Consider the following 12,661-nt stretch of genomic DNA (forward strand, 5'->3'; position numbering starts at 1 on the left):
TTAGAACGTCCGCGCCTTGGGCGGGACCGAGTCGACGGTCAGCGGCTTCATCTGCACCGGCTTGTATTCCAGACGGTTGCCTTCGCTGAAGAACAGCGAGTGGCGCATCCAGTTGGCGTCGTCGCGCTCCGGAAAATCGCTGTGCGCGTGGGCGCCGCGGCTTTCCTTGCGGGCTTCGGCTGCGATCATGGTGGCCTTGGCCACTTCGATCAGGTTGTCGACTTCGAGCGCTTCCATGCGCGCCGTGTTGAACACCTTCGACTTGTCCTTCAGGTGGACGTGCGAGACACGCTCGGCCACTTGCTTGATCTCGTCAACGCCTTCCTTGAGCAGGTCGGACGTGCGGAACACGCCGGCGTGCTTCTGCATCGTCGCGCGGATATCGTTGGCGATGTCCTGGGCGTATTCACCCGAGCTCGACGCTTCCAGACGCCCCAGACGCGCGAGCGCGTTCTCGCCGGCATCGGCGGGCAGCGGCTTGTGTTCGCCGTGGTTCTTCACGAAATCGACGATGTGGTTGCCGGCCGCACGGCCGAACACCACCAGGTCGAGCAGCGAGTTCGTGCCCAGACGGTTCGCACCGTGGACCGACACGCACGAGCACTCGCCCACGGCGTAGAAGCCGTTGACCGGCACCGATGCGCCGTCCTTCTGCATGACGACCTGACCGTTGTAGTTCGTCGGGATGCCGCCCATCTGATAGTGAATGGTCGGCACGACCGGGATCGGTTCCTTGATCGCGTCCACGTTGGCGAACTTCAGCGCGATTTCACGGATCGACGGCAGACGCTTCATGATCGTCTCGGCACCGATGTGCGAGAGGTCGAGCAGCACGTAGTCGCCGTTCGGGCCGCAGCCGCGGCCTTCCTTGATTTCCTGGTCCATCGAACGCGACACGAAGTCACGCGGCGCCAGATCCTTCAGCGTCGGGGCATAGCGCTCCATGAAACGCTCGCCGTTCGAGTTGCGCAGAATACCGCCCTCGCCGCGCACGCCTTCGGTAATCAACACGCCCGCGCCGGCCACGCCGGTCGGGTGGAATTGCCAGAATTCCATGTCTTCGAGCGGAATGCCCGCACGCGCCGCCATGCCCAGACCGTCGCCGGTATTGATGAACGCGTTGGTCGACGCCGCGTAGACACGGCCGGCACCGCCGGTCGCGAACAACGTGCACTTGCCTTCGAGCAGGTAGACGTCACCGGTTTCGAGCTCCAGCGCCGACACGCCGAGGACATCGCCCTCTTCGTTGCGGATCAGGTCGAGCGCCATCCATTCCACGAAGAAGTGGGTCTTGGCAGCCACGTTCTGTTGATACAGCGTGTGCAGCAGCGCGTGACCGGTACGGTCGGCCGCCGCGCAAGCGCGCTGAACCGGCTTCTCGCCATAGTTGGCCGTGTGGCCGCCGAACGGGCGCTGGTAGATCGTGCCGTCCGGGTTACGGTCGAACGGCATGCCGAAGTGCTCGAGCTCGTAGACGGCGTTCGGCGCCTGGCGGCACATGAACTCGATCGCATCCTGGTCGCCGAGCCAGTCGGAACCCTTGATGGTGTCGTAGAAGTGATAGTGCCAGTTGTCTTCGCTCATGTTGCCGAGCGAAGCACCAATGCCGCCCTGTGCGGCGACGGTATGCGAACGGGTGGGGAACACCTTGGACAGCACGGCGACCGACAGACCGGCCTTGGCCAGTTGCAGCGACGCACGCATGCCCGAACCGCCTGCGCCCACGATGACAACGTCAAAGCGGCGGCGCGGCAGCGAATTTTTGATTGCAGCCATTCTTTACACTCTCCACAGAATCTGCGCGGCATAGCCGGCACAAGCCAGCAGCCAGACGATCGTCAGCGCGTACAGCGCCAGTCGCACACCGACCGGCTTGACGTAGTCCATCCAGATGTCGCGCACACCGACCCACGCGTGATAGAACAGCGCGAGCAGCGTGACGAACGTGGCCAGCTTCATCCACTGATGAGCGAAGATGCCGGCCCAGCCTTCGTAGGAGAAATCCTTGGCGGTGAAGAACCACACCAGCAGGATCACGGTGTACACGGCCATGATGACCGCGGTCATGCGTTGAGCGATCCAGTCGCGCAGGCCGTAGTGAGCCCCGACGACGAGACGCTTCGAACCAATATTGTTCTGTGCCATCTTAGAACGCTCCGAACAGCTTGAGGGCGACGGCCAGCGTCAGCACCAGCGACACGGCCAGGACGACCACCGCCGAATTCTTGCCACCTTCCTTGCTCACGGCATCGTGATTGAAGTCCATGCGCAGATGGCGCAGGCCAGCGCAGAAGTGGTGCAGGAAGCCCCACGACAAGGCAAGGATGACGAGTTTGACAAACCAGTTGGAGGCGATGCTTCGCAGAACGTCGAAGCTGAGTTCCGACGTGAGGCTCTGTTCGAACAAGAAAAGCGCGAACGGCAACAGAAGGAACAAGATCACACCGCTAATACGGTGCAGAATGGAAACGATACCAGCCGGCGGAAGACGGTACGTGACAATCTGTCCGATACCGATATTCCTGTAGACTGGCCGCTCTTTTTTTACCACTTCAGCCATGCTAGACCCCATGTAGTTACATCAGCTCCGGATTTTAGCGCCGATTCTAGTGCGTTGCACCATACCGGTTCCAAAGCGTCCGGAAATTCCTGCCAACGGCGCACGACACGCCGCCCCTCAAGCCCCCGACTCACGGTCGCGCACCGGCCACGACACCGACGCGCTCCCGGATGAGCCGCCCTACCTCTCAATTCAACGCTTTCAGCTCAGTTCGTTCTGGTAATGGTGTTCCGTGGTGACATACCAGCCCCGGCGCACTTCCACCGGCTTGTCCCCGTAAGTGTAGGAAACTCGTTCCACACTCAACAGCGGGAAACCCTTCGGCACCTTCAGCAAATCCGCGGTCATGTCGTCCGCGGCCACGGCGCGAACCTTTTCCACGGCGCGAATCATGCGCGTGCCGAACTCGTCTTCGAACAGGCCGTACATCGGCCCCTTGTATTCGTTGAGCTTCTCTGCGGTCAGGCCACGAAACAGCGCCCCCGGCAGCCAGATTTCGTCGAGGACCGTCGGACGGTCCGAGAAATCCATCATGCGCCGGATCAGGATCACGCCGTCGCCCGCGCGCAGCTCCAGCTGACGAGCGATCTCCGCCGGTGCGCGCATGCGGCGGCACTCGATCAGGCGACTTGGCGGGTGGTGAGGTTCGCCCGAATCGGGCGCAAGACGCAGAAACCGGAACTGCACCCGGTCCTCGTGGTGTGTCGCAACGAACGTGCCCCGCCCCTGACGGCGCACAAGCAGATTCTCGGCCGCAAGCTCGTCGATGGCTTTGCGCACCGTCCCCTGACTCACCTTGTAGCGGGCGGCCAGATCGACTTCGCTGGGAATGATTTCGCCGGGCTTCCACTCGCCGGCCTGCAGGCTCTGTGTGATGAGCCCCTTGATCTGCTGATAAAGCGGGCTGAAGGTCGGCGACGCTCCCGCGCCGGCCGCGCCCTGCTGAGCCTGGGAGCCCGGTGCGGCGTCGCGCGCGCTGTCCGGTCGCTGCTGGACATCGACGGGCGGCGTGGGGTTGGATGTGTCGCGAACGTTCGCATTCATGGCGGCGATTTGACCACAAATCAAGGCCTTCGTCCATCGAATAACAGCAATAATCCTATGTCTTATATAAGACATAAGATAGAGTTGACATTCGTGATGACGACTCCTACACTGACGCGGGCTAACAGGGGCCTGCAGCCGCAGCACCGCTATCTTATAAGAGAGTCGGGCGCTTCGCACACGTCGACGGCAGCACACCCCGCAGCCCGCAAGCTTCCGTAGGTCAAGGAATTTTAGAAGCTTCATATGACGCGGCGCTGTCAGCCTGGCAACCAAGATGCCACCCGGACGGCGAGCTTCTTCTGAGCTTCGCAGGAATTTGTACACGTCTGGAGAGATTCTCATGGCAAAACCCGCAATGCGTGTCGCCGTCACCGGCGCCGCTGGCCAAATCGGCTACTCCCTGCTGTTCCGCATCGCCAACGGCGACATGCTCGGCAAGGATCAGCCCGTCATCCTGCAACTGCTCGACCTCCCGCAAGCTCAAGCCGCCGTCAAGGGCGTCGTGATGGAGCTCGAGGACTGCGCGTTCCCGCTGCTCGCCGGCGTGGTCGTGACCGACGACCCGAAGGTCGCCTTCAAGGATGCCGACGTCGCCCTGCTGGTTGGTGCCCGTCCGCGCTCGAAGGGCATGGAGCGCAAGGATCTGCTCGAAGCCAACGGCGCGATCTTCACGGTGCAGGGCAAGGCGCTGGACGAAGTCGCCAGCCGCAACGTGAAGGTGCTGGTGGTCGGCAACCCGGCCAACACCAACGCCTACATCGCCATGAAATCGGCGCCGAACCTGCCGAAGGAAAACTTCACCGCGATGCTGCGCCTGGATCACAACCGCGCCCTGTCGCAGATCGCCGCGAAGACCGGCAAGCCGGTCGCCAGCATCGAGAAGCTGGCCGTGTGGGGCAACCACTCGCCGACGATGTACGCCGACTATCGCTTCGCCACGATCGACGGCAAGAGCGTCAAGGAAATGATCAACGACGACGTGTGGAACAACGACGTGTTCCTGCCGACCGTCGGCAAGCGCGGTGCGGCGATCATCGAAGCCCGCGGGCTGTCGTCGGCCGCTTCGGCTGCCAACGCCGCCATCGACCACATCCATGACTGGGTGCTCGGCTCGAACGGCAAGTGGGTCACGATGGGCATTCCGTCGGACGGCTCGTACGGCATTCCGGAAGACGTCATCTATGGCGTGCCGGTGATCTGCGAGAACGGCAAGTACAAGCGCGTGGAAGGCCTCGAAATCGACGCCTACTCGCGCGAAAAGATGGACTTCACGCTCAAGGAGCTCGAAGAAGAGCGCGCCGGCGTGGCACATCTGCTGGGCTAATCCCCCGGGGACCCGGCACCGTGCGACGCCACAAGCGTTGCACGGCGCCGGAACTGCGCCGGCGACCACCCCCAGCGCCGGCGCACTTCCCGCGCACTTCCCTTTATTGCACGGAAGATCCCAGCGCCTCTCGAATTCACAGTGTCGCGACGCCGCGCAGCCATCGCGGTATGCTAGACGCACTGTTTCTCGCAATATCGAGCGATTCCTTGGCCAAGCGAATGCAACGTCCGACTGCTGCAGAACGTGCATGGCACCGGCTCCCCGGTGTGCTGCTCGCGGCGTCCCTGCTGCACCGCCACATCCGGCGCCGTCCGCCGCGTTTGCTTCGCCAAGTTTTCCGCCCTTCGCGCACCGCGCCCCACCCAGACGGCTTGTCCGCGCACCAGCGTCTTCCCGACACGCCAGTCTTCCGGGTTCCATACCGCAATACCCACGCTCGCGCGACGCCGGCACCTGCCGTCGTCGCCGGTGGCGTCTGGCGCGAAGGAATTGAAAAAATTTGTATGGTGACGTCGAACGACGCGGACTTCGTACGATAATCTGCGCTTTTGTCAGCCCTTACTTTGTTTTCGGAGACTCACCATGAAGAAGCTTTGCCTGACCGCGCTGGTTGCCCTGTGCTCCACGGCGCTCGTACCGGCCGCGTTCGCTGCCGACACCCCGGCTCCGAAGCACAAGACGACCAAGAAGGCCGCGCCGAAGAAGAAGGCGCCGGCGAAGAAGGCGACGGTTGCTGCCGCCCCCGCCCAACCGGACGAAGGCTCGGAACTGTGGAGCTGCAAGGACAACGAGCGCCTGTTCCTGAAGGGCGACATGAAGCGCGACCAGATCCTGACGCTGTTCTGGTCGGGGCGCAATTACAAGTTGCCGCGCCAGCAGACGACGACCGGCGCCGACCGCTTCTATGACGCCGCCAGCGGCCTGGACCTGGTCGTGATTCCGGCCAAGGCCATGCTGTTCACGCACCGCGACGGCGGCGCCCGTCTGGCCGACGAATGCATGACGCACGCGATGGCCGAGCAGAACAAGCTGGCTCCGACGCAATCGAACGAACTGATCAAGGTGGCCAACTGAGCACCACCGGGTTGACGCCAACACGGAACGCATGACGCACGACGCACCAGCCGCTTTCCTGCCGCTGCATCTGCAACATTCGCAATCTCTGCAAGACCCGTCGCACCGGCCATCCGGCGCAACGGGGCCGCAGCGGGCACACACGCCAGTGCCCGTGCGAAGCTGGCCCCCATTAATCGAATCACCACCGCTTCGTTTTTCTGTATCACTCAAGGAAAGATCATGGCCCACAACCTCCACAAAACGCTGAAAGAGTTCAAACTCGGCGGCGGCAAGAAAGGCAAGTTCTATTCGCTGCCCCAACTCGGTGAAGCCCTGGGTGTGAATGTCGCACGCCTGCCCGTGTCGATCCGCATCGTGCTCGAGTCGGTGCTGCGCAATTGCGACGGCAAGAAAGTGACCGAGGAGCATGTCCGCCAACTGGCTAACTGGAAGCCGAACGCTGAACGCGTCGACGAAATCCCGTTCGTCGTGGCGCGCGTCGTGCTGCAGGATTTCACCGGTGTGCCGCTGCTGGCCGACCTTGCCGCCATGCGTAACGTGGCCGAGCGCCAGGGCAAGAATCCGAAGCGCATCGAGCCGCTCGTGCCGGTGGATCTTGTGGTCGACCACTCGGTCCAGATCGATCACTTCCGCGAGAAGAAGGCGCTCGACCTGAACATGAAGCTGGAATTCCAGCGCAACAACGAGCGCTATCAGTTCATGAAGTGGGGCATGCAGGCGTTCGACACGTTCGGCGTGGTGCAGCCCGGCTTCGGCATCGTGCACCAGGTGAACCTGGAATATCTGGCTCGCGGCGTGCACAAGAAGGACAACGTGTTCTATCCGGACACCCTCGTGGGCACGGACAGCCACACGACCATGATCAATGGCATCGGCGTGGTGGGCTGGGGCGTTGGCGGCATCGAAGCCGAAGCCGGCATGCTGGGCCAGCCGGTGTATTTCCTTACGCCGGACGTCGTGGGCGTGGAGCTCACGGGCCGTCTGCGTGAAGGCGTGACCGCGACCGATCTGGTGCTGACGATCACGGAAATGCTGCGCAAGGAGAAGGTCGTCGGCAAGTTCGTCGAATTCTTCGGCGAAGGCACGACCAGCCTCGCGCTGCCGGACCGCGCCACCATCGCCAACATGGCGCCGGAATACGGCGCCACGATGGGCTTCTTCCCGGTCGATGAAAAGACGATCGATTACTTCAAGGGCACGGGCCGCACGAAGTCGGAGATCGACGCGTTCGAAGCGTATTTCAAGGCCCAGAAGCTCTTCGGCATTCCGAAGACGAACGAAATCGACTACACGAAGACGCTCACGCTGGACCTGGGCACGGTCGCACCGTCGCTGGCCGGACCGAAGCGCCCGCAGGACCGCATCGAGATCGGCAACGTGAAGTCGACGTTCAAGGATCTGTTCACGAAGCCGGTCGCCGAGAACGGTTTCAATCAGACCCAGGAGCAGCTCGACGCGACTTACAAGACGGAAAGCGGCATCGACGTGCGCAATGGCGACGTGCTGATCGCGGCCATCACGTCGTGCACGAACACGTCGAATCCGAGCGTGCTGCTCGCGGCCGGCCTGCTGGCCAAGAAGGCGGTGGAAGCCGGCCTGAAGGTCGCGCCGCACATCAAGACGTCGCTCGCCCCGGGAAGCCGTGTGGTTACCGAGTATCTCGAAGCCGCCGGCCTGCTGCCGTACCTGGAGAAGCTGGGCTTCGGCGTGACGGCATACGGCTGCACGACCTGTATCGGTAACGCCGGCGATCTGACGGCCGAGCTGAACGAGACGATCGTGAAGAACGATCTGGTCGCCGCCGCGGTGCTGTCGGGCAACCGCAATTTCGAAGCGCGCATCCACCCGAACATCCGCGCCAACTTCCTCGCTTCGCCGCCGCTGGTCGTCGCGTACGCCATCGCCGGCAACGTGACCCGCGACCTGATGACGGAGCCGGTCGGCAAGGGCAAGGGCGGCCGCGACATCTACCTGGGCGACATCTGGCCGACCAGCGAAGAGATCCACAAGCTGATGAAGTTCGCGATGAACGCGAAGGTCTTCAAGGCGAACTACGACACGGTGAAGGACCCGAGCCCGCTGTGGGCGAAGATCAAGGGCTCGAAGGGCCAGGTCTACGATTGGCCGACGTCGACGTACATCGCCGAGCCGCCGTTCTTCGAGGGCTTCGCGATGGAGCCGAATGCCGACATCAAGCCGATCCACGGCGCACGCGCGCTGGGCGTGTTCGGCGACTCCGTCACGACGGATCACATCAGCCCGGCGGGCTCGATCAAGGAAACGTCGCCGGCAGGCAAGTGGCTGCTCGAAAACGGCGTGCTCAAGGCGGACTTCAACAGCTACGGCTCGCGCCGCGGCAACCACGAAGTGATGATGCGCGGCACGTTTGCCAACGTGCGCATCAAGAACCTGATGATCCCGCCGAAGGAAGACGGCTCGCGCGTCGAAGGCGGCCTGACGATTCACCAGCCGAGCGGCGAGCAGTTGTCGATCTACGACGCCGCCATGAAGTACGTCGGCGAGAACACCCCGACGGTGGTGTTCGGCGGTGAGGAGTACGGCACGGGTTCGTCCCGCGACTGGGCAGCCAAGGGCACGCAACTGCTGGGCGTGAAGGCCGTCATCGCCCGCTCGTTCGAACGCATCCACCGCTCGAATCTGGTCGGCATGGGCGTGTTGCCCCTGCAGTTCAAGGGCTCGGACAGCGCGCAGTCGCTCGGCATCACGGGCGACGAGACGTTCGACATCGAAGGGCTGTCGACGGACATCAAGCCCCAACAGGATGTCACGCTGGTGATCCATCGCAAGAACGGCGATACGCAGAAGGTGCAGGTCCTGCTGCGCATCGACACGCCGATCGAGGTGGACTACTACAAGCACGGCGGCATCCTGCCGTTCGTGCTGCGTCAACTGCTCGCGGCCGCCTGATCGACATCGGCACAGCGCCGATCCGCACTGCCGGGTAACGGGCCTCGCTCGTTGTCGGCAGTGCTTCAAAACCCGGCCTCGTGCCGGGTTTTTGTCGTTTACGGTTGCCGGAGATCATCGCTCCTTCCGCTAAATTGCCGCCCCCACGCCCCCCCGCCCCCCGCCCCCCGCTAACCCCGACCCCATCCGACCCATTCGACCCATCCGCAGCATTCGTCGCCATCTCCCCACGCCCCGGCGCACGAACCAGCGTTCGCCGCACCGGTATGCCGCTGTCATGTCCGAAAATGACTAGCCCGCGCCCTGTCTGGCGCGTAGAGTGGTGTCATGTTCCCCCGCCCTGCCGGACTTCTCCCATGACGCTCGACCCCGAGGTCTGCTACAAGGCCGTCTCCGCCCGCGACCGGCGCTTCGACGGCTGGTTCTTCGTCGGTGTCGCGTCGACCGGTATCTATTGCCGCCCGGTGTGCAATGTGCGCACGCCCCGCTTCGAGAACTGCTCGTTCTACGGCAGCGCCGCCGCTGCGGAAAAGGCCGGGTTCCGCCCCTGTCTCAAGTGCCGGCCGGAACTCGCCCCCGGCAGTGCCCGCTTCGATGCCACGCGCGAGCTCGCCGACGCCGCGGCGGCAATGATCGACGAAGGTTTTCTGAATCACGCGGACCTGCCGGCGCTCGCGGCACGCATCGGCATCACGGAGCGACATCTGCGCCGGATCTTTGCAGACGAATTCGGCGTATCGCCGGTCGAGTACGCGCAAACCCAGCGCCTGCTGCTCGCCAAGCGACTGCTCACCGACACGGCACTCCCCGTGACGGAGGTCGCGATGGCCGCAGGCTTCGGCAGCGTGCGACGCTTCAATGGCCTGTTCAAGACGCGATACGGCTTCCCGCCAGGACGCCTTCGCCAGAACGCCCGACATGCCGCCCTGCCCGACGGGGATCTCGTCTTCCAGCTCGCCTATCGCCCGCCGCTCGCGTGGCATGCCCTGCTCGATTTCCTCGGCGAGCGCGCCATCGAAGGTGTGGAGGTGCGCGAGGCGGACACATACACGCGAACCCTCGACATCGAACGTCAGGACGGCCGGATCGTTGCGGGCTGGTGCCGCGTGACCCCGCTGCCGGATCGCCACGCCCTGCAGGTGACCCTGCCACCGGCCCTGGCGGGGAGCGTGCCGCAGGTGCTGGGCAAGCTGCGTCACCTGTTCGATCTGGGCGCACGCCCGGATGTGATCGATTCGCACCTGGGCAAGCTGGCCGCCGCCACCCCGGGACTTCGCGTGCCCGGCGCCGTCGACGGGTTCGAGATCGCAATGCGGGCGATCGTCGGGCAGCAGATCACGGTCAAGGGCGCGCGCCGTCTGCTTGGCCGTCTGGCGCAGCGCTTCGGCACGCCGCTGCCCTCACCCGTGCATGGCCTGACCCATACGTTCCCGAGCGCGACGCAGATGCTTGCGGCTCCCGCGGACGCGATTGGCGAAGCCGGTATCATTCGAAGTCGAATTGCCGCGATTCACGGCGTCTCGAGGGCGATCGTGGAGGGCCGCCTGCGACTGGACCCGCTCGCACCGCTCGAGACGACCGTCGCCGCGTTGCTGGCGATCAAGGGCATCGGCCCATGGACGGCGCAGTACATTGCGATGCGTGCCCTCGGTTCGCCGGACGCGATGCCGGTGGATGATCTGGTGCTGCGCCAGGCGCTGGGCGTGGCGGACGGTCGTGGCGTGGCCGCACGCGCGGCCCGCTGGGCGCCCTGGCGTGCATACGCGGCGCTACATGTCTGGCGCGCGGCGGCACAGGGACCGGCAGGGCAACCTGTCGGGATTTTGCTGGAGGAAAGTGCATGACCCGCTATGAAACGTTCTACGACAGTCCGTTCGGTGAAATGCTGCTCGTCGCAAACGGCGAAGCGCTCACCGGCGTGTATTTCTCGCACCAGAAGGATTGGCCCGACAACCAGGACGTGCGCCGTGACGGCGACGATCTTGCCGTGCTCGCCACGGCGAAGCAGCAACTCGATGAGTACTTTCACGAAGGCCGCCGCCTGTTCGAGCTGCCGATCGCCCCGCAAGGCACCTCGTTTCAGCAGCAGGTGTGGGCCGAACTGCAACGCATTCCCTTCGGTGAAACGCGCAGCTACGGCGACCTCGCGCATGCACTGGGCGACGTCAACAAGTCGCGCGCGGTCGGCGCCGCAAACGGGCGGAATCCGATATCGATCATCGTCCCCTGCCACCGCGTGATCGGCGCGGACGGCACGCTGACAGGCTACGCCGGCGGACTGGAGCGCAAGCTGGCGCTGCTCTCGCTCGAAGGCGCCGCACTCGCGCCGGTCACCGGCACCGGCGCCCCGGCCACGCGTCGCACGCGACTGTCGGCGCCGGCCAATCTGGCCTTCGATTTCTGACGCCCGCCCCTCCCCGATCCGACGGGGACGACGCGATTCGGCGGTACGTACCATCAATCGCGTTCACGCATGCCGTACAATCGTGAGTTCATGTGTTTCTGCTTTGCACGACTATGCGCTCACGCACCGCCAAACGACTGACTCCCGACGCCGAAAAGCTGGTCGGCCACGCGCTCGCGCTGGCCGCCTCGGGAAGCCGTATCGAAGACCGCTTCTGGGAAGCCCAGCTCGATACGCTCCTCACCCGCGTATTGCGCACGGGCAACCAGCCCGCCATCGACGCCGCGCTCGACCACCTGCAGGCCAATCACAGCGAGGCCTACGGCGCGCTGGCCGACCTGATCGAATCGCAAAGCGAATCGGCCGAGCCCGAGGCCGACGGCCAGGTCTGGGACGGCCTGCTCGTCGCCGTGCCGATTCTCGCCTGGACACGCTATGCGATTCCCTCGGGCCCCGTGAAAGGCGACGCCCTGATGCCGATCCGCGCGCACCTGCATGCGCACGTGCTGGCCGAATCGGCCCGTGTGGCGATTTCGCCGTACCTCTACAGCATCGATCAGCTCCCGCGAACGCATTGCGAATCGTGGAAAGTCACGCAGCAGCTCGTGCGTGCGGCCGTCGACAACGCCGAAGTGAAGCAACCGGGCGGCGATCTGCCGGAGACCGCGCCCATTCTCGCGGATCCGCGCTTCCTTCTCGCTGCCGTCACGGTGCCCAAGGGCGCGCCGATGTTCCGCTGGCAGGAAGACGGCGCGCGTCACGCCGAGCGCGGCCAATGCCAGGAAGCCTGGTCGGCACAGGGTGGCCCGAACCTGAACGCACTCCTGCCCGGCTGCGAAATCGAATGCCTGCTGCCCGACGCCTACTATGCGAGCTGTCGCGAGGCCGACGAACGCATTCGCCCGCACACGATCCGCACAGCGCTGCGCTATCTCGAAGACGTGCTCACGCTCACGCCGCCGGAGTTGCGCGCCGTGATCGCCGGGTTCGGCGAACAGAACATCGACGAGTACCGCATCAGCTTCACGCAGCGCGGTAGCAACGACGTGATCTACGGCGTCGTATGGCCGCTGTACGGCCGCGAGAATGGGGAAGTCGAGGGCGGCGCACTCGATGAGGTCACGGACTTGCTCAAGGCGTGCGGCGTGACGGAGATTCGCAAGCATCCGGGCCGCTTCGATCCCGAGTATTGCGACGATTGCGGCGTGCCGCTGTATCCCGATCCGGTGGGCGAGGTGGTCCACGCCGAAATGCCGGAAGACGCCGAACCGAGCCGTCCGCATTTCCACTGATCGCGTCGGCGCCGACATGGTGCCGG

The 12,661-nt window shown here is 64.3% G+C and carries 10 protein-coding genes; 6 read left to right on the forward strand and 4 right to left on the reverse strand.

Annotated features, from left to right (window positions below; translation table 11 throughout):
* The 4 genes from sdhA to LV28_RS39020 form a co-directional block, all read right to left on the reverse strand.
* Complete coding sequence (gene sdhA / locus LV28_RS39005) at positions 1-1,776, reverse strand: succinate dehydrogenase flavoprotein subunit (RefSeq protein ID WP_038620738.1); 1,776 nt, start codon at positions 1,774-1,776, stop codon at positions 1-3.
* A gap of 3 nt (positions 1,777-1,779) precedes the next feature.
* Positions 1,780-2,145 carry a succinate dehydrogenase, hydrophobic membrane anchor protein gene (sdhD, locus tag LV28_RS39010; RefSeq protein WP_023873896.1) on the reverse strand — a complete coding sequence of 122 codons (366 nt, stop codon included), beginning with the start codon at positions 2,143-2,145 and terminating at the stop codon, positions 1,780-1,782.
* A gap of 1 nt (position 2,146) precedes the next feature.
* Positions 2,147-2,560, reverse strand: coding sequence for a succinate dehydrogenase, cytochrome b556 subunit (sdhC, locus tag LV28_RS39015; protein WP_023596605.1), 414 nt, complete (start codon positions 2,558-2,560; stop codon positions 2,147-2,149).
* A 201-nt stretch (positions 2,561-2,761) separates the two neighbouring features.
* Positions 2,762-3,604: a GntR family transcriptional regulator gene (locus LV28_RS39020; RefSeq protein WP_023596606.1), complete on the reverse strand. Its 843-nt coding sequence runs from the start codon at positions 3,602-3,604 to the stop codon at positions 2,762-2,764.
* Between the two features lie 343 nt (positions 3,605-3,947).
* On the opposite strand from LV28_RS39020, the gene LV28_RS39025 reads away from it, so the two are divergent.
* From LV28_RS39025 to LV28_RS39050, 6 genes are all read left to right on the forward strand, one after another.
* Entirely contained in the window at positions 3,948-4,931 is a 984-nt protein-coding gene (locus tag LV28_RS39025) for a malate dehydrogenase (RefSeq protein ID WP_023873895.1), read from the forward strand.
* A 585-nt stretch (positions 4,932-5,516) separates the two neighbouring features.
* Positions 5,517-6,008: a hypothetical protein gene (locus tag LV28_RS39030; protein WP_023873894.1), complete on the forward strand. Its 492-nt coding sequence runs from the start codon at positions 5,517-5,519 to the stop codon at positions 6,006-6,008.
* Positions 6,009-6,230: 222 nt separating this feature from the next.
* Positions 6,231-8,939 (forward strand): aconitate hydratase AcnA, encoded by a 2,709-nt coding sequence (gene acnA / locus LV28_RS39035; protein ID WP_023596609.1) that lies wholly within the window; start codon positions 6,231-6,233, stop codon positions 8,937-8,939.
* Between the two features lie 356 nt (positions 8,940-9,295).
* On the forward strand, positions 9,296-10,783 hold the full coding sequence (locus LV28_RS39040) for a DNA-3-methyladenine glycosylase 2 family protein (RefSeq protein ID WP_023596610.1): 1,488 nt from the start codon (positions 9,296-9,298) through the stop codon (positions 10,781-10,783).
* On the forward strand, positions 10,780-11,343 hold the full coding sequence (locus tag LV28_RS39045; protein ID WP_025249346.1) for a methylated-DNA--[protein]-cysteine S-methyltransferase: 564 nt from the start codon (positions 10,780-10,782) through the stop codon (positions 11,341-11,343). The genes LV28_RS39040 and LV28_RS39045 overlap by 4 nt, the downstream gene beginning before the upstream one ends.
* 113 nt (positions 11,344-11,456) lie before the next feature.
* Complete coding sequence (locus LV28_RS39050) at positions 11,457-12,635, forward strand: DUF2863 family protein (RefSeq protein ID WP_023596612.1); 1,179 nt, start codon at positions 11,457-11,459, stop codon at positions 12,633-12,635.
* The last annotated feature ends 26 nt before the right edge of the window (positions 12,636-12,661 follow it).

The organism is Pandoraea pnomenusa (genome assembly GCF_000767615.3).
Lineage (GTDB): Bacteria > Pseudomonadota > Gammaproteobacteria > Burkholderiales > Burkholderiaceae > Pandoraea > Pandoraea pnomenusa.

Bases quoted from the DNA above. Each gene is read 5' to 3' on its own strand.
- LV28_RS39040 (WP_023596610.1), top strand. From the start codon at position 9,296: ATGACGCTCGACCCCGAGGTCTGCTACAAGGCCGTCTCCGCCCGCGAC.
- LV28_RS39045 (WP_025249346.1), top strand. From the start codon at position 10,780: ATGACCCGCTATGAAACGTTCTACGACAGTCCGTTCGGTGAAATGCTG.
- sdhA (WP_038620738.1), bottom strand. From the start codon at position 1,776: ATGGCTGCAATCAAAAATTCGCTGCCGCGCCGCCGCTTTGACGTTGTC.
- LV28_RS39050 (WP_023596612.1), top strand. From the start codon at position 11,457: ATGCGCTCACGCACCGCCAAACGACTGACTCCCGACGCCGAAAAGCTG.
- LV28_RS39025 (WP_023873895.1), top strand. From the start codon at position 3,948: ATGGCAAAACCCGCAATGCGTGTCGCCGTCACCGGCGCCGCTGGCCAA.
- sdhD (WP_023873896.1), bottom strand. From the start codon at position 2,145: ATGGCACAGAACAATATTGGTTCGAAGCGTCTCGTCGTCGGGGCTCAC.
- LV28_RS39030 (WP_023873894.1), top strand. From the start codon at position 5,517: ATGAAGAAGCTTTGCCTGACCGCGCTGGTTGCCCTGTGCTCCACGGCG.
- sdhC (WP_023596605.1), bottom strand. From the start codon at position 2,560: ATGGCTGAAGTGGTAAAAAAAGAGCGGCCAGTCTACAGGAATATCGGT.
- LV28_RS39020 (WP_023596606.1), bottom strand. From the start codon at position 3,604: ATGAATGCGAACGTTCGCGACACATCCAACCCCACGCCGCCCGTCGAT.
- acnA (WP_023596609.1), top strand. From the start codon at position 6,231: ATGGCCCACAACCTCCACAAAACGCTGAAAGAGTTCAAACTCGGCGGC.